16 protein-coding genes are annotated in these 19,080 nt (G+C 66.8%); 9 read left to right on the top strand and 7 right to left on the bottom strand.

Going from position 1 to position 19,080, the window contains the following annotated elements; all coding sequences use genetic code 11:
* Positions 1 to 102 precede the first annotated feature (102 nt).
* Entirely contained in the window at positions 103 to 1,125 is a 1,023-nt protein-coding gene (locus IEW24_RS25355) for an esterase-like activity of phytase family protein (protein WP_188583701.1), read from the top strand.
* A gap of 241 nt (positions 1,126 to 1,366) precedes the next feature.
* Here the strand turns inward: IEW24_RS25355 and IEW24_RS25350 are convergent, their stop codons facing one another.
* Positions 1,367 to 2,251 (bottom strand): methylated-DNA--[protein]-cysteine S-methyltransferase, encoded by an 885-nt coding sequence (locus IEW24_RS25350; protein WP_188583778.1) that lies wholly within the window; start codon positions 2,249 to 2,251, stop codon positions 1,367 to 1,369.
* 146 nt (positions 2,252 to 2,397) lie between these two features.
* Positions 2,398 to 2,922: a DUF2244 domain-containing protein gene (locus IEW24_RS25345; protein ID WP_188583700.1), complete on the bottom strand. Its 525-nt coding sequence runs from the start codon at positions 2,920 to 2,922 to the stop codon at positions 2,398 to 2,400.
* A gap of 294 nt (positions 2,923 to 3,216) precedes the next feature.
* On the opposite strand from IEW24_RS25345, the gene nth reads away from it, so the two are divergent.
* Complete coding sequence (gene nth, locus IEW24_RS25340; protein WP_507762635.1) at positions 3,217 to 3,945, top strand: endonuclease III; 729 nt, start codon at positions 3,217 to 3,219, stop codon at positions 3,943 to 3,945.
* A 195-nt stretch (positions 3,946 to 4,140) separates the two neighbouring features.
* On the opposite strand, the gene IEW24_RS25335 is transcribed toward nth, so the two are convergent.
* Positions 4,141 to 4,854, bottom strand: coding sequence for a sulfate transporter family protein (locus tag IEW24_RS25335; RefSeq protein ID WP_188583699.1), 714 nt, complete (start codon positions 4,852 to 4,854; stop codon positions 4,141 to 4,143).
* A 102-nt stretch (positions 4,855 to 4,956) separates the two neighbouring features.
* Positions 4,957 to 5,445, bottom strand: coding sequence for a DUF3574 domain-containing protein (locus IEW24_RS25330; RefSeq protein ID WP_188583698.1), 489 nt, complete (start codon positions 5,443 to 5,445; stop codon positions 4,957 to 4,959).
* 230 nt (positions 5,446 to 5,675) lie between these two features.
* Between IEW24_RS25330 and IEW24_RS25325 the strand changes: the two genes are divergently transcribed.
* Genes IEW24_RS25325 through IEW24_RS29025 form a run of 3 tightly spaced genes read left to right on the top strand, consistent with a single transcriptional unit; the run spans position 5,676 to position 10,727 of the window.
* Positions 5,676 to 6,866 carry an efflux RND transporter periplasmic adaptor subunit gene (locus IEW24_RS25325; RefSeq protein WP_188583697.1) on the top strand — a complete coding sequence of 397 codons (1,191 nt, stop codon included), beginning with the start codon at positions 5,676 to 5,678 and terminating at the stop codon, positions 6,864 to 6,866.
* A gap of 11 nt (positions 6,867 to 6,877) precedes the next feature.
* Entirely contained in the window at positions 6,878 to 10,051 is a 3,174-nt protein-coding gene (locus tag IEW24_RS25320) for an efflux RND transporter permease subunit (RefSeq protein WP_188583696.1), read from the top strand.
* A 28-nt stretch (positions 10,052 to 10,079) separates the two neighbouring features.
* Positions 10,080 to 10,727, top strand: coding sequence for a TetR family transcriptional regulator (locus IEW24_RS29025; RefSeq protein ID WP_188583695.1), 648 nt, complete (start codon positions 10,080 to 10,082; stop codon positions 10,725 to 10,727).
* Positions 10,728 to 10,788: 61 nt separating this feature from the next.
* Here IEW24_RS29025 and IEW24_RS25310 read toward each other — a convergent pair whose 3' ends face one another.
* Positions 10,789 to 11,568: an ion channel gene (locus tag IEW24_RS25310; protein ID WP_188583694.1), complete on the bottom strand. Its 780-nt coding sequence runs from the start codon at positions 11,566 to 11,568 to the stop codon at positions 10,789 to 10,791.
* 248 nt (positions 11,569 to 11,816) lie between these two features.
* Positions 11,817 to 13,889, bottom strand: coding sequence for an ATP-dependent helicase (locus IEW24_RS25305; RefSeq protein WP_188583693.1), 2,073 nt, complete (start codon positions 13,887 to 13,889; stop codon positions 11,817 to 11,819).
* A gap of 178 nt (positions 13,890 to 14,067) precedes the next feature.
* Here IEW24_RS25305 and IEW24_RS25300 point away from each other — a divergent pair, with 178 nt between their 5' ends.
* Positions 14,068 to 14,469: a response regulator gene (locus IEW24_RS25300; RefSeq protein WP_188583692.1), complete on the top strand. Its 402-nt coding sequence runs from the start codon at positions 14,068 to 14,070 to the stop codon at positions 14,467 to 14,469.
* Positions 14,470 to 14,779: 310 nt separating this feature from the next.
* Positions 14,780 to 16,240 carry an alpha/beta hydrolase gene (locus IEW24_RS25295; RefSeq protein ID WP_188583691.1) on the top strand — a complete coding sequence of 487 codons (1,461 nt, stop codon included), beginning with the start codon at positions 14,780 to 14,782 and terminating at the stop codon, positions 16,238 to 16,240.
* On the opposite strand, the gene IEW24_RS25290 is transcribed toward IEW24_RS25295, so the two are convergent.
* The gene (locus tag IEW24_RS25290; RefSeq protein ID WP_188583690.1) at positions 16,198 to 17,151 is read right to left on the bottom strand and encodes a LysR family transcriptional regulator; all 954 of its coding nucleotides are present in this window, start codon (positions 17,149 to 17,151) and stop codon (positions 16,198 to 16,200) included. The two genes, IEW24_RS25295 and IEW24_RS25290, sit on opposite strands and share 43 nt — an antisense overlap.
* Positions 17,152 to 17,259: 108 nt before the next feature.
* On the opposite strand from IEW24_RS25290, the gene IEW24_RS25285 reads away from it, so the two are divergent.
* Together IEW24_RS25285 and IEW24_RS25280 are read left to right on the top strand one after the other, a co-directional pair.
* Positions 17,260 to 17,610, top strand: coding sequence for an antibiotic biosynthesis monooxygenase (locus IEW24_RS25285; RefSeq protein ID WP_188583689.1), 351 nt, complete (start codon positions 17,260 to 17,262; stop codon positions 17,608 to 17,610).
* On the top strand, positions 17,607 to 18,785 hold the full coding sequence (locus IEW24_RS25280) for an MFS transporter (RefSeq protein ID WP_188583688.1): 1,179 nt from the start codon (positions 17,607 to 17,609) through the stop codon (positions 18,783 to 18,785). The genes IEW24_RS25285 and IEW24_RS25280 overlap by 4 nt, the downstream gene beginning before the upstream one ends.
* Positions 18,786 to 19,080: the final 295 nt, after the last annotated feature.

Below are 19,080 nucleotides of genomic sequence, written 5' to 3'. Positions count from 1 at the left end.
CCGCCCGCCGATGGTGGGCGGCGGTCTCCCTGTCATATGCCGTGGCACGGGATGAGCTAGCGTCCGCGCAGCAACGCCACAGAGACGGACCCTGCCCCGGCCATGCGTGCCCCTTCCCGCCGCACGATCCTCTATCTTCTGGCGGCGGGCGTCGGCGTCGCCGCGCTCGGCCATCGCGCGCTGTCGAAGCCGCGTGAGCTGCCCCGGCAGCCGGTCGCCATCAAGGTCGCCGCCACCCCCATCGAGCGCTTCCGCATCAATTCCGACGACACCCGCTTCGGGCAGCTGGAGTTTCGCGGCGGCCTCGTGCTGACCTCCGACTATTCCGGCTTCGGCGGCATCTCTGCCCTGACGCTGGATGCCCGCGAGAACTTCCTCGCCGTCACGGATGCCGGCGTCTTCCTGATCGGGCGCATCGTAACGGAAGGGGATCGCCCGGTGGGGCTCGCCGACGTGCGCGCCGCCGCCCTTCTGGACAGCACGGGCAAGCCGCTGGCGGGACAGAAGCGCGAGGATTCCGAGAGCCTCGCCGTCGCCCCGGACGGCAGCATCTATGTGGGCCTCGAAACCATCAACGAGATCTGGCGCTATCCCGGCCCCGATCCGCTCGGCCAGAAAGGCGAGCGCATCGACGTGCCCGCCGCCGTGAAGCAGCTCCGGCACAACACCGGGCTTGAGAGCCTCGTTTATATCCCGGACGGGCCGCTGAAGGGCACGCTGATCGGCATCGGCGAGGAAGGCGCTTCCGGCTCGGACGACCTGCCGGGCTTCCTGATCGGCGGGCCGTCGCCGGGCCTGTTCTCCATCGCCAAGAGCGGCTGGTTCGACGCCACCGACGCCGCCCTCGGCCCCGGCGGGACGCTCTATCTGATGGAGCGCCATTATGCGCCGACCACAGGCGTGTCGGCACAGATCCGCCGCTTCCGGCTGGCCGATATCAAGCCCGGTGCGCGCATCGAGGGCGAGACGCTGTTCACCGGCGACATGGCCTATGAGATCGACAATATGGAAGGCATCGCGGTGACGCGGAATGCCGCCGGAGAGACCCTGCTGACGCTGGTGTCCGACGACAATTTCAGCCTGCTCCAGCGCACCATCCTGCTGCGCTTCGCCGTGGTGGGGTGAGGTTCGGAACAGATCGACATTCAGCGCTCGACCGCACTGAAGCAATAGATCGTCATGCCCGGACTTGATCCGGGCATCCACGTCGGGCCGACCGTGGCCGGTATCAAGCTTGAGGGGCTGCGCCCGCCGTTCGCGAGAAAGTTCACCGTCCGCCAGGCGGCACCACGTGGATCCCCGGATCAAGTCCGGGGATGACGGTTCCTTTGCGGCATTGATGCCCCGAACTGAACGTCGATCTCCCCTACCCCTCGCCCCCCACCTGCCCGGCTTCCCAGCCGAGTATGGCGCGCTTGCGGGTGAGGCCCCAGTGATAGCCGGTCAGATCGCCATTTTTGCCGATGACGCGATGGCAGGGCACCACGAAAGAGATGGGGTTTCGCCCCACCGCCGCCCCCACCGCGCGCGCCGCTGACGGGCGGCCCACATGACCGGCGATGCCGGAATAGGTGGCGGCGCGGCCCATGGGAATGCGCAGCAGCGTCTCCCACACCCGCACCTCGAAATCGGTGCCGATGAAGACGATGCGCAGCGGCTGCTCCTCGCGCCACGCCTCTGGATCGAAGATGCGCGCCACCAGCGGCGCGGTGGCGGACGGGTCCTCCACATAGGACGCCTGCGGCCAGCGGCGGCGCATCTCGGCCAGTGCGTCCTCCTCCTCGCCGGCATCGGCAAAGGACAGGCCGCACAGGCCGCGCGGGGTGGACATGGCGAGCGCCGTGCCGAAGGGCGAGGGATGCAGGCCGTAGCGGATCACGAGCCCGGCGCCGCCGGTCTTCCACTCGCCCGGCGACATGGCCTCGTGCACCACGAACAGATCATGCAGGCGGCCGGGGCCGGACAGGCCCAGTTCGAGCGCCGCATCCAGCACGTTGGGGCATTCGGCCAGCACCTGCCGGGCGCGATCCAGCGTCACCGCCTGCAGGAAGCCCTTGGGGGAAAGGCCGCACCAGCGGCGGAACACGTCGGTGAGGGCGCGCGGGGTGACGCCGGCCGCTTTCGCGATCGCCTCCACCTCGGGCTGCTCGCGCATGTGGAGCGTCACATAGGCGACCGCGCGGCGCACCACGTCATAATCGGCGGCGCAGATTTCCAGCGGGGTGGCGGGGCCGACCGGCAGGCCGATCATGCGCGGCGCGTCCGGCAGAGACAGCGCGGGGCGCGAAAAATCCAGCGGCAGGGCGCTCTGTGCAGGGTCTCGAAGCACGGCGGTGTTTCCTTCTCGCAAGTCTGCCGCCATCTCATCATCCGGTCCCCCCTCCCGGCCACCCGATTTCACCCGAAGGTGGTGCGGGTGACGCCGCGCTTCACCTCGCTGAGCGCGGCGGCAAGCCCATCGGCCAGTTCGCCTTTCTGGGCGGGGCCGAGAAAGCCGCCCACCGGCGTCTCCCGCCCGCGCGAGACAAGGGCGAGGGCCAAGGTGCCGTGGTCCTCGTCATCCTCGCGCTTCACCCGTGTCCAGAACGGGTTCATGCGCACCTGCCACGGTTTTCCGCGCACGGGCACATGGCGCACCTCCACGAGGCTCGGGGTGATGCGGATGTATTCGCGCGCGTCGGCGGCGCGGAAGTTGGACTTGAAGGCCCAGTAGACCAACAGCACGTCGAGCCCGAAGAAGCCGAACACGGGCCAGGCGCCCATGGCGAGGAAGACGCCGCCCGACACGAAGCTGATGCCGCCGGTCAGGAGGATGACAAGGACGAAGCCCCGCTTCGACAACGAGCGATGCGGGGCGAGGGTCGCGGCGAAAACAGTGGGCTCCTCGTCCGGAACGACGGGCGGGTCGTTGGCGTCGGTCATGGGGCGCAGTATAGGGGAAAAATGCCGCGAAAGACGACAGCCGCCGCACCCGCCGCCCCGCCCGTCCCCGCCGCCGGGGCGACCAAGGCCGGTTCAGGATCGAAGGCGACGGCGTCCAAGGCGAAAACCGCCAAGCCGGCCGCTCCTGCCTCCGCGCCCGCCAAGGTTCCGGCGGCCAAGGCTTCTGCGACCAAGAGCGCATCCCCGAAAGCTGCCGCCGCCAAGCTCTCTCCCGCCAAGCCGCGCAAGGCGCCTGCCACGGAGCGTTCCGGCCTCATCGCGCCCGGCAAGGCCGTGCGCGCCAGGGCGGCTCTGTCGGGTACGGAAAAGCCCCGCCGCCGGGCGGTGGCCAATGCGGCCGCCGCCGTTCACGGGCGCACGGTGAAGCCGTGGAGCGACACCGAGATCTTCGAGGCCTTCTCGCGCTTCGAACGGCTCAATCCCGAGCCCAAGGGCGAGCTGGACTATACCGACGCCTTCACCCTGCTGGTGGCCGTGGTGCTCTCCGCGCAGGCCACCGACGTGGGCGTCAACAAGGCCACGCGTGGCCTGTTCGCCGCTGCCCCCACGCCGCAGGCCATGGTCGCGCTGGGCGAGGAGGGCATCGCCGCCTACATCCGCACCCTCGGCCTTTATCGCGGCAAGGCGAAGAACGTGGCCGAACTCTCCCGCCTGCTGATCGCCCGCCATGGCGGGGAGGTGCCGGTGGATCGGGAAGCGCTGGAGGCGCTGCCCGGTGTCGGCCGCAAGACGGCCAATGTGGTGCTGAACATCGCCTTTGGCGTGCCCACCATCGCGGTGGACACCCATCTGTTCCGGGTGGCCAACCGCACCGGCCTTGCCCCCGGCAAGACGCCGCTGGACGTGGAGCTGGGGCTGGAAGCGCGCATTCCGGACCGCTTCAAGCTGCACGCCCACCACTGGCTGATCCTGCACGGGCGCTACATCTGCAAGGCGCTGCGCCCCGACTGCCCGATCTGCCCCATCAACGACCTCTGCCGCTGGCCCGACAAGCCGCTGTGAAAGGTGGGCAAAGCCCTCTCCCGCCTGCGGGGGAGGGTTGGGAGGGGGCCGCCGCAGGCGGGAACCGCTTTCGTTCTAACGGACATAAGGGTGGTGGCGCACGACGGATATGTCGCGACTTCCCTCTCCCTAACCCTCCCCCGCAAGCGGGAGAGGGAACGGGTCAGGCAAGCAACACTGCCACGCCCAAACCTACTATGCGGAGGCCTTGCGACCCTCGATCAGCGGCCCCGGCCCCATGCCGGCGCCCGGCACCGGGGCGAGGCGGCGGTGGAAATGGACCATCAGCGCCGTGCCATAGACCGGCGTGATCAGGTTGAGGATCGGCACCATCAGCACCGGCGCGATCAGTAGGCCGGCGAGGAACACCGGCACCGCATTGGCCTGCCGCAGCGCCCGCGCCTCTTCCGGCGAGCGATAGCGCATGGCGGCCAGCTCGAAATATTCGCGGCTGAGCAGATAGGCGTTGGCCACGAAGAAGATGACAATGTTGACGCCCGGCACCAGCAGCAGGAACAAGGCGCCGATATTCACCACCAGCACGATGCCGAAGAAGCGCAGCGAGGCGATGAGCGAGCGCCCCAGAGGCTGCGCCTCGCCCACGGGATCGTTGGGATAACTGGTGCGCTCGATCTTCTCGGCCACGTCGTCGAGGAAGAAGCCCGCCACCAGCGCGGAGGCCGCCGGCATCAGATAGATCGCCCCCACGAGCGACCCCACCCCGATGAGAATGGCGACGGCCGTGTCCAGCCACGGATAAGGCAGGGTGCCCGCATGCTGGAGCAGCGCGTTGAGGCCGATGGCCATCACCACCAGCAGCGCGATGGCAAGGGCCACGGACTTCAGCAGCACGCCGCGCAGCAGCGGCGAGAAGACCTGCCCGAAGGCGGTGAAGGCGGCGGAGAGCATGCGGTTCCCGTCGTGGTGCGCGCGGCCGGAAGGCCCCGTTGATCGCACCTCACGTAGGGTGCGGTGCGGCCGTCCTCAAGGTCCGCCCCGGTGGAACTGCGTTCAGGAGCCGATCCGCACCGGGAAATCCAGATGGAAGATGTCCGGCCCGCCGAAGCGGCTGCGGTATTGCGCCTTGATGTCGCCGATCTTGCCCAGAGCATCCGGCGTGTTGGGATGCACGAGGATCACCAGCTTGGTGTTGGCGTGCATCATGGCCAGCATGCCGGCCGTGCTGGACGTGCCGCCCGCCGTCGCCGTGCTCTTGCCCTGCCCGGAAGCATCCAGAACCGTCATGCCGTCGGGAAAGCGCGGGCGGATCACCTCTTCCATGAACTGGGCGAACTGCTGCTCGCTGACGCCCTTCCCGTCCGGTGTGGCGAGGGCGAAGAACAGCTGGGTCTGGAGCAGCACACTGTCCGCCCAGGGCGAGGCCTGCCAGCCCGGCGAGGGCGAGGCGGATGCCGCCGGCTGGGCCAGCGCCGGCCCGGCGAGGGGAAGCAGCATCGGAACGAGAGCCAGAAACGGCAGGACGGTCGTGCGCGCGGACATGCTTCCCCCTTAGCGAGCGTTACCCCGTTCTTGAACCGTGGCGCGCCGGATTGGAAGGGGCCGCGATGCGCACCCCACCACCAGCCCGCAGATCACGAAACGTCAATCTGACGAAAAATTTACATACATACAGATTGTATGTTTAATGGAAGCGTGATCTAGAACCCATCCCCGCAGCGTCAGGTGGACCCGGCGCGCCCCGCTTTTCGAAAGATCACACGAGCCCGCCCATGGCCCTCACCCTGTCCCCCGCCGGGTTTTCCCGCACGGCCGCCCTCGTCTTCGCCCTTGCCGCCGCGCCGCTGGGCACCGCCCTCGCCCAGCAGGGCGGCCCGCCGCCGGCCGTGGGCATCGTGACCGCGCAGCCTGAACCCATCGTCTTCGCCAACGAATTGCCCGGCCGCATCGCGCCCACCCGCATCGCCGAGGTGGTGCCGCGCATCACCGGCATCATCCTTGAGCGCGTGTTCGTGCAGGGCACCATGGTGAAGGAGGGCGACGTGCTCTATCGCATCGATCCCGCCCCGTTCGAGGTGCGCGTCGCCAGCGCCAAGGCGACCCTCCAGCGCGCGCACGCCACCCAGCTTCAGGCCCGCCAGCAGAACGACCGCCAGAAGGAACTGCGCGACCGCAACGTCAACAGCGCGCAGGCGCTGGACAATGCGGTGGCGGCACTGGCGCAGGCGGACGCGGACGTGGCAGCCGCCGAGGCCGGTCTCGCCGAGGCCGAGCTGAACCTGCGCTATGCCAGCGTCACCGCCCCGATTTCCGGCCGCATCGGCCGCGCCACCATCACCGAGGGCGCGCTGGTGTCGTCCTCGTCTGGCTCGCTGGCCACCATCCAGCGGCTGGATCCGGTCTATGCCGACTTCACCCAGTCGGCCACCGAGATGCTGCGCCTGCGCCGCGCGCTGAAGGACGGCACGCTGCAGGAAGTGGCGCCCGACGAAGCCCGCGTCCACCTGATCATGGAGGACGGCACGCGCTATCCCCTGCCCGGCAAGCTGCTGTTCTCCGAGGCGACGGTGGAGCCCTCCACCGGACAGGTGATCCTGCGCGGCGAGTTCCCCAATCCCAACGGCGATCTGCTGCCCGGCATGTATGTGCGGGTGGAGATCGAGCAGGGCGTGCAGAAGGATGCACTCGCCGTGCCGACGCAGGCCGTGCAGCGCGACACCGCCGGCACCGCCCAGCTGTTCATCGTGAAGGCCGACGACACCATCGAGCGCCGCAACGTCACCGCGGGGCGCGTGGTTGGTGAGCGCTGGGTCATCGATGCCAATCTGAAGCCCGGCGAGCGCGTGGTGGTGGACGGCTTCCAGAAGATCGGCCCCGGCGCCAAGGTCACGCCGCAGCCGTGGAAGCCCGCCGCGAAGGATGCCGGCGCCGGCAATCCCGACGCCGCCAAGTCCGCGAACTGAAGGCCAGATCAATGCCGAGCTTCTTCATCGACCGGCCGGTCTTTGCCTGGGTCGTCGCCATCCTGATCTCGCTGGCGGGCATCATCACGCTGCCCATGCTGCCGATCTCGCAATATCCCGACGTGGCACCCCCGCAGATCACCGTGCAGACCGCCTATCCCGGCGCCTCGCCGGAGGAGATCTATCAGGGCGTGACCCGGCTGATCGAGGAGGAGCTGAACGGCATCAACGGGATGCTCTATTTCGAGTCGACCTCGGACACGTCCGGGCGGGTCGAGATCAACGTCACCTTCGCCCCCGGCACCTCCTCCCAGCAGGCCGCCGTGGAGGTGCAGAACCGCATCCGCCGCGTGGAAAGCCGCCTGCCGCAGGCCGTCACCCAGCAGGGCGTGCAGGTGGAGGAAGCCGGACAGGGCTTCCTGATGGTGGTCGCCATCACCTCCACCGACGGCGCCGTGGATGCGGTCGGCCTCGGCGACTATGCCAGCCGCAACGTGCTGAGCGAGGTGCGCCGCATTCCCGGCGTGGGTCGCGCGCAGCTCTTCTCCACCCAGCGCTCCATGCGCATCTGGATCGATCCCGACCGCATGGTCGGCCTGCGCCTGACGCCCGCCGACATCACCACCGCCATCTCCGCCCAGAATGCGCAGGTCGCGGCGGGCCGCATCGGCGCCCTGCCCAATCCCGTGGGCACGCAGATCTCCGCCACCGTTCTGGTGAAGGGCCAGCTCACCTCGCCGGACGAGTTCGGCGCCATCGTGCTGCGCGCCAATCCGGACGGCTCCAGCGTGCGCCTGCGCGACGTGGCGCGGGTCGAGGTCGGCGGCGAGGACTACAACTTCTCCACCCGCCTGAACGGCAAGCCGGTGGCCGCCATCGGCGTGCAGCTCACCCCCTCCGGCAATGCGCTGGAGACCGCCACCGCCGTGCGCGCGCGCCTCGATGAGCTGGCGCGCTTCTTCCCCGCCGGCATCGAATACACCGTCCCCTACGACACCACGCCGTTCATCGAGGCGTCCATCGAGAAGGTGCTGCACACCCTGCTCGAAGCCATGGCGCTGGTGTTCCTGGTGATGTTCCTGTTCCTCCAGAACATCCGCTACACGCTGATCCCCACCATCGTGGTGCCGGTGGCGCTGCTGGGCACGTGCGCGGTGATGCTGGCGACCGGATTCTCCATCAACGTGCTCACCATGTTCGCCATGGTGCTGGCCATCGGCATCCTGGTGGATGACGCCATCGTGGTGGTGGAGAATGTGGAACGCATCATGGCCGAGGAGGGTCTCCCGCCAAAGGAGGCCACCCGCAAGGCCATGAAGCAGATCACCGGCGCGGTCATCGGCATCACGCTGGTGCTCACCGCCGTGTTCGTGCCCATGGCCTTCTTCCCCGGCGCGGTGGGCGTGATCTACCGGCAGTTCAGCCTGACCATGGTCACGTCGATCCTCTTCTCGGCGCTGCTCGCCCTCTCCCTCACCCCGGCGCTGTGCGCCAGCTTCCTGAAGCCCATCGCCAAGGGTCACGACCCGCATGCGAAGAAGGGCTTCTTCGGCTGGTTCAACAAGCTGTTCGACCGCTCATCGCGCAAGTACAGCTCCTCCGTGGGCTGGCTGATCCAGCGCTCCGGGCGGATGATGGTGATCTATCTCGTGCTCCTGGGTGCGCTCGGCTACATGTTCGTGCGCCTGCCCTCCGCCTTCCTGCCCAACGAGGACCAGGGCTTCGTGCTGGTGAACGTGCAGGCCCCCTCGGAAGCCAGCGCCAACCGCACGCTCGAAGTCATCGAGGGCATGGAGAAGACCATCGCCGGCGAGAAGGCAGTGAGCGAGACCGTGGCCATCATGGGCTACAGCTTCAACGGCATCGGCTCCAACGCGGCTCTGGCCTTCGTCACGCTGAAGGACTGGAGCGAGCGCGGGCCCGAGGACTCGGCCGTCTCCCTCTCCGGCCGCCTCAGCATGGCGTTCGCCGGTGTGCGCGATGCCATCATGTTCGCGCTGTCGCCGCCGCCCATCCAGGGTCTCGGCAACTCCAACGGCTTCTCCTTCCGCCTGCAGGATCGCGGCGGCCAGCCGCCGGCTGCGCTCAGGGCCGCCGAGCAGCAGTTCATCGCGGAAGCCGCCAAGAGCCCCATCCTCGAAGGGGTGATGGTGGAGGGCATGCCCGACGCCGCGCAGGTCAACCTCGTGATCGACCGCGAGAAGGCCAATACGTTCGGCGTCACCTTCGCCGACATCAACACCACCATCAGCACGGCGCTGGGCTCGGCCTATGTGAACGACTTCCCCAACTCCGGGCGCATGCAGCGCGTCACCGTGCAGGCAGACCAGCGCGGCCGCATGCAGGCGCCGGACCTGCTGAAGCTGAACGTGCGCAACGCCAATGGCGGCATGGTGCCCATGTCGGCCTTCGCCAACGTGGAATGGAGCCGCGGCTCCTCGCAGGCGGTGGGCTACAATGGCTATCCTTCCGTCCGCTTCACCGGGCAGGCGGCGGCCGGCTACTCCTCGGGCGATGCCATCGCCGAGGTGCAGCGCATCGCCGGCACCCTGCCCGCCGGCTTCGGCTATGAATGGAGCGGCCAGTCGCTGCAGGAGATCCAGTCGGGCTCGCAGGTGCCCATGCTGCTCACCCTGTCGTGCATCCTCGTCTTCCTGTGCCTCGCGGCGCTGTACGAGAGCTGGTCCATCCCGATCTCGGTGATGATGGTCATTCCGCTCGGCATCATCGGCGCCGTGGTGGCGGTGATGCTGCGCGACATGCCCAACGACGTCTATTTCAAGGTGGGCCTCATCACCATCATCGGCCTGTCCGCGAAGAACGCCATCCTGATCATCGAGTTCGCCAAGGACCTGCGGGCCGAGGGCAAGTCGCTGATGGAGGCCACCATCGAGGCGGCGCACCTGCGCTTCCGGCCGATCATCATGACCTCGCTGGCCTTCACGCTGGGCGTGGTTCCGTTGGCCATCGCGGCCGGCGCCAGCGCCGCCAGCCAGCAGGCCATCGGCACCGGCGTGATGGGCGGCATGATCTCGGCCACCGTGCTGGCGGTGTTCTTCGTGCCGGTCTTCTTCGTCTTCGTGATGCGGCTGTTCGAGCGCGTCAGTCGTCGCAAGCCGGCCGGCGATGCCCCCTCCGCGGGTGACGACGGGGAGGGCCTTGGGGGCCACGCGCCGACGCACTAGAAAGACAGAAGACGGGAGGACACGAACCATGCGCAGGACCAAGGCCGAGGCCGAGGAAACCCGTGCCCGGCTGCTTGATGCAGCCGAGCACCTGTTCTTCGAGCACGGGGTCTCGTCCGTCACGCTGGAGAAGATCGCGTCCACCGCCGGGCTGACGCGAGGTGCCATCTACTGGCACTTCGCCAACAAGGCGGAAATCCTGCGCGCGCTCGATCAGGTCGCCTCGCTCGACATCGAGGCCCTGTTCGACGCGGCGCTGGAAACGGAACCCGAGGATCCGCTCGCCACCGCCTGCACGCTGGCCCTCGACGCGATGCGCCTGATCGCCACCGACGAGCGGCGCCAGCGCATCTACAGCGTGCTGATCCGCAGCGACTATCGCGGCGAACTGGCCGAACTGCTGAAGTGGAAGCGCGAGGTCAACGAGCGCTACCACTCGCATACCATCCGCCTGTTCGAGGCCGCCCACCGCAAAGGCCACCTCAGCGCTGTCTGGCAGCCCGGCACGGCGGCGCACCTCTACGACTGGTTCTTCATGGGCCTGCTGTTCGACTGGCTGGACGACCCCCGCGCCTACGATCTGGTGGCCAAGGGCGACGAGGCGCTGCGGGCGCTGCTCATCGGCTGGTCCAGCCCCGCACGACTGGCAGTCCGCGCCGACGGGACGCCGGCCTGACGTGCCCCTTCCTTCAGGAGGGCATTGAGGCGCGCCTGCCAATTACGAAGACCAGGAGCGATCACTCGCTGCCTTCATCCGGTATGCAGAGAATGGATCCACACGCCTTGCAATGCACGGCATCCTGATCATGGAGCGCGAGGCCGCACTTCGGACAGGGAAAACGCACTTTCCGTGGCCTCACCACAGCCTGGCCCAGCCGCAGGAAAAGGGTAATCCCTGCGAGCATGATCGCGATCGAAATCAACCGTCCGGCCGTACCGGGCAAGGTCACATCGCCGTATCCCGTCGTCGTCAGGCTCGTCACGGTGAAGTACAGGGCATCCACGTATCCGTGCACGCCTGAACTCCCCAGGAAGACGGCATAGACGAGGCCCGTCACGAGGAAGACGAACGTGAGCAGGGTCGCAGCGGCCTTCGATACGTCCTCAATGTACGTATCGTCCCACTCTCCCCCGCCGATCGTCCGCCAGAAGATATCGGAGTGCACCAGCGTCCATATTTTCAGCGCACGCAGGAAGCCAAAGTTGCCGAGATAGTATGGAAATATAAGCGTCAGAAGGATCAGCCCGTCCAGCCACACCAGCGGACTTCTGACCACCGCCCTGAGGCTTCCGAGGCTTGCGATGCGGGCGATCATGTCGACCGCGAGGACGACGGCAATGAGGATGTCGATCACAAGGAAAATTGCCGAGCCCCGGATCACCGGAGCCGCAATGAAGAACACGATGATCGCGACATCGAGCAGAACGTGCCAGAAGCGGAAGCGTGCCGAGCGCGGGCTGTCGCCGTAATACAGCTCCCGCAATCGTGCGGCGGGACGCGCCGAAAGACCAAGCATTGCGTCACACGCTCCCAAGATCCGCCCGTCGGGAACAGCCTCCCTCGGCGTCTCGCGATGGACTTCGAACCGAACTCTGCCGCAGCCCCGCACGCGATTGCATCGCAAGGCCTGTGGTTTCGCGCAGGAACCTTTCCCACGGCGCGAGATGTTCAGTTCAAGTCAACTGCTCCGCTCCCGGTTCCCCGTTTCCGGCGGCAGTCGTCATCAGCGGGAGAGCAGGCCAGACAGGCGATGTTGCGGGTCGTTCACTGCCACATGCCCCGGAGGCGCGCGCCCACATCGATCCTCACGTTTCGAACCGCGCCAACACCGGCCTCCTCGCGGCCTGCTTCAGGCCACGCCACCTGCTCGAAGCGCGGCAGGACGGATCTGGGGATGAAGCGGGTGCGGGCAGCATAGACGTGCCTGTCGCCTTTGGCATGCTGGCCATGAACAAAGAAGCGCTGCGGTGTAACGAGATGCAGGGCGTCCTTCGCCCGTGTCATGGCCACATAGAGCAGCCGCCGCTCTTCCTCCAGTTCCTCCGACTGACCCGCACCGAGGTCACTGGGGATACAGCCGTCCACCACGTTCAGCACGAACACGGATTTCCACTCCTGTCCCTTCGCGGAATGGATGGTGGAGAGGATCAGATAATCCTCGTCGAGCAGCGGGACGCCCGCCTGATCGCTGGTGGCGTCGGGCGGATCAAGCGTTAGCTCGGTGAGGAAGCGCTCACGCGAACCATAGCCGCCGGCGATCTGCTCCAGTTGCGCGAGATCGGCTTCCCGCATGCTGGCGTCCTCATGGATGCGCTCCAGATGCGGTTCGTACCAGCGCCGCGCCCGTTCGATCTGCGCGGGCCAGCCCGCGCCGGAAGCGATCTCCTGGAGCATCGCCACCAGCTCTCCCCACGCCTCCCCGATCTTGGCCGGTGCCTGCACGTCCGACAGTCCTGCGATGGGGTCCGGATGCTCGGCGATGCGATCGAGGATCTTCTGCGCCGTGGCCGGGCCCAGCCCCGGCAGCAACTGAAGAAGGCGGAAGCCGGCGATCCGGTCGCGGCCGTTCTGGGCAAAGCGCAGGATCGACAGCAGGTCTTTGACATGAGCCGTATCAAGGAACTTCAGCCCACCGAACTTCACGAACGGGATGTTGCGCCGGGTGAGTTCCACCTCGAGCGGACCGGCATGGCTGGAGGTGCGGAACAGCACCGCCTGCTGCTTCAACGTTGCCCCTTCCTCACGGTTCTCCAGAACACGATCGGCGATGTAGCGCGCCTGATCCATCTCGTCGCGCACGCTCACCAGCTGCGGCTTCGCGGCCGACGTGCGATCAGTCCAGAGGTTCTTGGTAAAGCGTTCGCTGGCTAGACCGATCACATCATTGGCGGCTTCGAGGATAGGCTGGGTGGAGCGATAGTTGCGCTCCAGAGTCACCACCTCGGCACGTGGGCTGAAATGATCCGGAAAGTCGAGGATGTTGCGCACCGTGGCCGCACGGAAGGCGTAGATCGACTGCGCATCGTCGCCCACCACCGTCAGGCCCCGGCCATCCGGCTTCAAGCCCAGCAGAACCGACGCCTGAAGGCTGTTGGTGTCCTGATATTCGTCCACCATCACATGGTCGAAGCGATCGCCCATGTCGCGGGCGATGGCGGGCTCGGTGACAAGTTGGGCCCAGTAGAGCAGCAGGTCGTCGTAATCGAGCACGTTCTGGGCCTGCTTGGCTTCCACATAGCGGCCGAACAATTGCTTCAGCTCGTCATGCCACCCGGCGCACCACGGATAGGCCCGGCTCAACACGTCGGCCAACGGAGCCGTGGAGTTCACGACGCGGGAATAAATGGCGAGGCAGGTGCCTTTGGTCGGAAAACGCGACCGGGCCTTGGAGAAACCAAGCTCGTGCCGGGCGAGATTCATCAGGTCGGCTGCGTCTTCCCGATCATGGATCGTGAAAGCCGGATCGAGACCCATCTGCTCGGCATATTCCCGCAGAAGCCGGGCGCCGATCCCATGGAATGTGCCCGCCCAGGTCAGGGCATCGGTCAGCACGCCCCCCTGGTCGGAGAGGACGCGATTGCAGATGCGCTCGACCCGCTTGGTCATTTCCGATGCAGCCCGGCGCGAGAACGTCATCAGCAGGATGCGCCGTGGATCGGCCCCGGCCACGATCAGATGCGCCACCCGGTGCGCGAGCGTGTTGGTCTTGCCCGATCCCGCTCCGGCGATGATCAGAAGGGGCGTGGCGGGAGGCGCCTTGCCCTCGAAAACGCCATGCTCCACGGCCCGCCGCTGCTCGGCATTGAGCCCATCCAGATACGCCGCCGCTGCCCCCACCGTGCCGATTCCCGTTTCCGTGTGTGGCGTGCAGGCTTGCAGATTCCGGTTTTGTTCGCAAACGCGCCATAAGCCGGCACGCGCGATCGTGAGCGGAACAGGAGACAGAACCAAGGGTTACGAACTGGAAGACCAATCCGGTCGGCGCGCACCGCCGCCCCCAACCTCGAGAACGCACATGCCAGTCGAACAACGCCCCGTCTGCCTTGTGGTCGAGGACGAAGCCCGCAACCTGATGAACGCCATGACCATTGCGGAGGAGTGCGACTTCGACGTCATCCAGGCGGTCAATGCCGAGGACGCGCTCAAGCTTCTCGAAGCCCGCACCGACATCCGGGTGGTCTTCACCGATGTGCATCTTCCGGGCAGCGTGGACGGGCTGTCGATGGCAAGGACCGTGCGCGAACGGTGGCCGGACATCCACATCCTGGTCGCATCGGGCAAGGTGGATATCGATCCAGCCCTCATGCCCAGCAGGGGTGTATTCCTCCCCAAGCCCTACGAACCGGACATGCTCGAAGCAACGCTGCGCACCTTTATGGCGATGGACGCCTCGCAGACGCCGACTGCACAATCCTGAAGGCATGGTGCGCCGCGACGCCTGAGGAGGCCGGCCGGTCTCAATCCTCGCGGTGAAGATCCCTCGGCGAAGGGTATCCGCCTCATCGGGCTGACGGTCCCGCCACTGGAGCCACCGGGCGACGCCCCGGAAGCGGATGCGCAGCTTTCCCTGCTGTAGACCTCTCCCCCTGAACCATCAGGGACGCGGCCCGCCAGAGGGGGCAAGCTTGTGCCTGGCCGCCGCCCTTCTAGAATGCCGCGGCATCGGCGGTTCCGTACCTCTCGACGGCGGCCTCGCCATGCACGTCAATCGACGGCCGTGAGGGTCCATGCTCCGCTTCCTGCTCAAGACCCTCAAGCGCATCGCCATCCTGCTCTGCGTGGTCCTGCTGACCTTCCTGGGCATCCGCATCTACCAGACCGAGCGCGGCCCGGCGCTGGAGCCGTGGCACACCTTCGTGCCGCATGAGCCGAGCATCGCGCAGATGGATGGCGGTGACTGGGCCGGCTATCTGGCGGCCGAGCAGAGCCTCTTCGAGAGCGTGCGGCAGGAGGTCAGCCAGAAGCTCGAACCTGTCGAGCGTCTGCCGCACAATCGCTATTTCGAAGGCAGCCCGGTCTATCCGCCCCATTTCCAGACCGACTGGAACCGCTCCTACGTGCTGGAGCCGCAAGGCCCCGTCCGTGGCGCCGCCGTGCTTCTGCACGGCCTGACGGATTCCCCCTACAGCCTGCGCCACGTGGGCCGCCTCTATCAGCAGCGCGGCTTCGTTGCCATCGCGCCACGCCTGCCCGGCCACGGCTCGGTGCCCGCCGGCCTGACCGCCGCCACCTGGCAGGAGTGGATGGCCGCCACCCGCCTCGCCATGCGGGAAGCCCGCCGCCGGGCGGGGCCGGATGCGCCGATCCATGTGGTCGGCTTCTCCAATGGCGGCGCGCTTGCGCTGATGGCCGCGCTGGATGCCATCGACGACACCTCGCAGATCAAGCCCACGCGCGTGGTGCTGATCTCGCCCATGGTCGGCGTCACCGAGTTCGCCCGCTTCGCCGGTCTCGCCGGCCTTCCGGCGCTGCTGCCGGCCTTCTCCAAGGCCGCCTGGCTAGGCATTGTTCCGGAGTTCAATCCGTTCAAATACAATTCGTTTCCGGTGAACGCGGCGCGCCAGTCCTACTTGCTGACGCAGGCGCTCCAGGCCGCCATCCGCGCCCATTCGCGCGGCGGGCGCCTCGTGGACATGCCCCCCGTCCTCACCTTCCAGTCGGCGCTGGACCACACCGTGAGCACCCGCGCCGTCATCACCGCGCTGCATAATCTGCTGGCGGACGGGCGCAGCGAACTGGTGCTGTTCGACCTCAACCGCAACACCAAGCTCGACCAGCTGCTGCGGGCCAATGCGGACAATGTGCTGGTGCGCCTCCTGCCGCCCACGCCACGGCCGTTCAAGACGGTGATCGTCACCAATCGCAGCGCGTCCGATGCCGAGGTGGAGGCGCGGGTGACGGAGGCCGGCGCCAGCACCGAGCAGGTCCGCCCACTGGGGCTCTATTACCCACGCGATGTCTATTCGCTTTCGCACGTGGCCCTGCCCTTCCCCATGGACGACGGGCTCTATGGCATGGAACCTTCCTCCGCGCCGTCCGAGGTCTATGGCATCCAGCTGGGCGCCATCGCCGCGCGGGGCGAGCGCGGGGCCCTGATCGTCGGCCTCGACACCATCGTGCGCATGACCGCCAACCCCTTCCTGCCCTATCTCCTGGAGGAGATCGCCCGCGACCTTCCGCCGGCATGAGTTCGGGCATCGGCCTCCGGCTTTCCGCCGGGAAGCAGGTTCACGGCCACGAAGTCGACGAAGGCGCGGACCTTCGGAGCGAGGTTTCGCCCGGCCGGCCATAGCACGTTGAACTGGTCCGTTTCGATCAGCTGCTCATCAAGCAATTCGACGAGACGGCCATCGGCGATTTCCGCCGTGACGGCGAACGGGGGAAGGCAAGCAATCCCCAACCCCTCGACGGCAAGGCAGATCAGCGGATCTATGGCCGTGGCGCTCATGGTTTCCGGCAGTTCGATCCTCCCGGCCTCCTCCGGGCGCACAAACGGCCAGGGACGAAGCTTGCCCGTGGTCGGCGAGCGCTGGTGCAGGCACTGGTGCTGCGCCAGATCCTGCGGCCGCTCCGGACGGCCATGGCGCTCCAGATAGGCCGGCGAGGCCACGATCTTAAGCCGGAACCGGCCCGCACTCCGGCTCATCAGGCGGCTGTCCGAAGGCCGCCCCGTGCGGATCACCACGTCGAAGCCTTCCTCGACCACGTCTACGAGACGGTCCGTGAAATCGAGATCGAGCCGCACCTCCGGATAGGCGCGCATGAAGGCGGCGAGCACCGGCGACAGCAGCATCCCGACGAGCGGCAGGCTCACCCGCAGCCGCCCGCGCGGGGTCCGCACCGCATGCGCGAGTTCAGCCTCCGCCGCCTCCACCTCCTCAAAGATGCGCCGGCATCGATCGAGGAAGATCTGCCCCTCGGCGGTCAGAGTCATGTTGCGGGTGTTGCGATGGAAGAGCCGGACCTCCAGGCGCTGTTCGAGCCTGGCGACCGCCTTGCCCACGGCGGAGGCGGTGAGGCCGAGCTGGCGGCCGGCTGCGACGAAGCTGCCGGTTTCGGCGGACCGGACGAAGGCACTGATGGCGGAGAGCTGATCCATCCCTTTCCCATACCGGAATATTATTCCTGAGTCCTCGGATTAGGAGCGCATTTTTCTGGAGTGGATGCTCCGATACCCATCTCCGTCGTCAGATCGAAGGAGATCCGCATGCGCACCCCACCCTCGCCCACCTTTGCCATTCACCCGCAGCCGACAACGTTCATCGTCAATGTGATCCATGCACGTCCAGGCATGCAGGATGACGCCTTCCATCTCATCCAGGAGATCGTGCGCTACGTGGCCGAAAGGAAACCCGGCTTCCTGTGGAGCAGCATCGCCCGAAGCCTGGACGGCATGACGGTCGTCAACATCGAGGCCATTTCGGATCCAGGGGACGTCGAGGTCTTCTTCTCCGATCCGGTCTTCGCAACCATGTTCGATCGGCTGGATGATGTTTCGACCAGCGAGTTCCACACCTACACCGTCGGCGATCTCGTGCTGCCGAAGGTGGCGTCATGAGCTGTGCGGAAGCCCGTCATGGCGGCGACCGCTTGCCCCTCTCGGGTCTCCTCGCGCTTGCCATGGGCGGCTTCATCACGATCCTGACCGAGGCACTCCCGGCCGGGCTGCTGCCCCAGATCGGTTCCGACCTGTCGGTGTCCGATGCGTATGCGGGCCAGTTCGTCACCATTTACGCCATCGGCTCCCTTGCTGCCGCCATTCCCCTGACATCGGCGACGCAGGGGATGCGTCGCCGTCCCCTCCTTCTCACCGCGATCGCCGGCTTTGCGGTGGCCAATACCGTGACCGCCCTGTCCACGGACTATGCGATATCCATGCTGGCCCGCTTCATAGCGGGTGTGGCGGCGGGACTGCTTTGGGCGCTCCTCGCGGGGTACGCAGGGAGGATGGCCGCTGAACACCTGAGGGGTCGAGCGATTGCCGTGGCAATGGTCGGCACGCCACTGGCACTCTCGCTGGGCGTTCCGGCGGGCACCTATTTCGGCGGGCTCATCGGATGGCGAGCCTGTTTCGGCATCATGACCTTGATGACGCTCATCCTCATTGTGTGGGTCCGGGCCTGCGTTCCCGACTATCCGGGTCAGGCTGTCGGAAGACGTCACACGCTCGGTGGCGTTGCCCGGATCGGCGGCGTGCCGCAAGTACTGGTCGTGACGCTGGCGTTCGTGCTGGCGCACAACATCCTCTACACCTATATCGCGCCCTTCCTCGCTGCCGTGGGGATGGCGGGACGGATCGATCTGATCCTGCTGATCTTCGGATTAGCGTCTCTCATCAGCATCTGGATCGTGGGGGCGCTGATCGACAAGCACCTTCGCGAACTCACCCTCGGGAGCCTCCTGCTGTTCGGGCTCTCGGCGCTGGTTCTGCATCTCCGCAGCGACAGTCCAACGATGTTGTATGTGGCGGCAGGTACATGGGGACTTGGCTTCGGAGGCGCCGCCACGCTCTTTCAGACCGCGCTCACCAAGGTGGCTGGTGATGCCACCGATGTCGCACAATCCATGCTGGTCACGGCGTGGAACATCGCGATCGCCGGTGGCGGCATCGCAGGAGGGCTGCTGCTCGATAGGTTCGGCGCCCTGTTCTTTCCTTTGGTTCTGCTCGGCATCATCGTGCCTGCCCTCGCGATTGCATGGAAGGCGCAGCGTGGGTTCCCACCTTCGAGATGAAGTCGTGCATGATCTACGCCACAGGTGCAGCGAAGGCTTTTGAGCCCGAGCAGACTGTTACCTTTTGCCCCAGCCGTAGCCCGGTTTCCGGCAGCAGCTCACCTGAACACCGCCACCCCGAAAGCCGGGAAATCGCAGCTTTTTCGGACGAGCAGCGCAGGAATGTCCCAAAAGCAGTGATGAGGGCCTGAGAGCAGCCGTGAATGGCTGGTCGGACCAGAACACCCCTTCCCCTGGGTGCGAATGAACGTTCGTTCTTGACTTCGCCACACTGACTGAATACGAGAGCGAACGT

The organism is Azorhizobium oxalatiphilum (assembly GCF_014635325.1).
GTDB classification, from domain to species: Bacteria; Pseudomonadota; Alphaproteobacteria; order Rhizobiales; family Xanthobacteraceae; genus Azorhizobium; species Azorhizobium oxalatiphilum.
The sequence above is the reverse complement of the archived record's forward strand: the minus strand, read 5'-3'. Positions and strand labels throughout refer to the sequence as shown.

Bases quoted from the DNA above. Each gene is read 5' to 3' on its own strand.
- IEW24_RS25350 (WP_188583778.1), bottom strand. From the start codon at position 2,251: ATGATCGGCCTGCCGGTCGGCCCCGCCACCCCGCTGGAAATCTGCGCC.
- IEW24_RS25295 (WP_188583691.1), top strand. From the start codon at position 14,780: ATGCTCCGCTTCCTGCTCAAGACCCTCAAGCGCATCGCCATCCTGCTC.
- IEW24_RS25280 (WP_188583688.1), top strand. From the start codon at position 17,607: ATGAGCTGTGCGGAAGCCCGTCATGGCGGCGACCGCTTGCCCCTCTCG.
- IEW24_RS25345 (WP_188583700.1), bottom strand. From the start codon at position 2,922: ATGACCGACGCCAACGACCCGCCCGTCGTTCCGGACGAGGAGCCCACT.
- IEW24_RS29025 (WP_188583695.1), top strand. From the start codon at position 10,080: ATGCGCAGGACCAAGGCCGAGGCCGAGGAAACCCGTGCCCGGCTGCTT.
- IEW24_RS25325 (WP_188583697.1), top strand. From the start codon at position 5,676: ATGGCCCTCACCCTGTCCCCCGCCGGGTTTTCCCGCACGGCCGCCCTC.
- IEW24_RS25335 (WP_188583699.1), bottom strand. From the start codon at position 4,854: ATGCTCTCCGCCGCCTTCACCGCCTTCGGGCAGGTCTTCTCGCCGCTG.
- IEW24_RS25355 (WP_188583701.1), top strand. From the start codon at position 103: ATGCGTGCCCCTTCCCGCCGCACGATCCTCTATCTTCTGGCGGCGGGC.
- IEW24_RS25300 (WP_188583692.1), top strand. From the start codon at position 14,068: ATGCCAGTCGAACAACGCCCCGTCTGCCTTGTGGTCGAGGACGAAGCC.
- IEW24_RS25320 (WP_188583696.1), top strand. From the start codon at position 6,878: ATGCCGAGCTTCTTCATCGACCGGCCGGTCTTTGCCTGGGTCGTCGCC.
- IEW24_RS25290 (WP_188583690.1), bottom strand. From the start codon at position 17,151: ATGGATCAGCTCTCCGCCATCAGTGCCTTCGTCCGGTCCGCCGAAACC.
- IEW24_RS25330 (WP_188583698.1), bottom strand. From the start codon at position 5,445: ATGTCCGCGCGCACGACCGTCCTGCCGTTTCTGGCTCTCGTTCCGATG.
- IEW24_RS25310 (WP_188583694.1), bottom strand. From the start codon at position 11,568: ATGCTTGGTCTTTCGGCGCGTCCCGCCGCACGATTGCGGGAGCTGTAT.
- IEW24_RS25285 (WP_188583689.1), top strand. From the start codon at position 17,260: ATGCGCACCCCACCCTCGCCCACCTTTGCCATTCACCCGCAGCCGACA.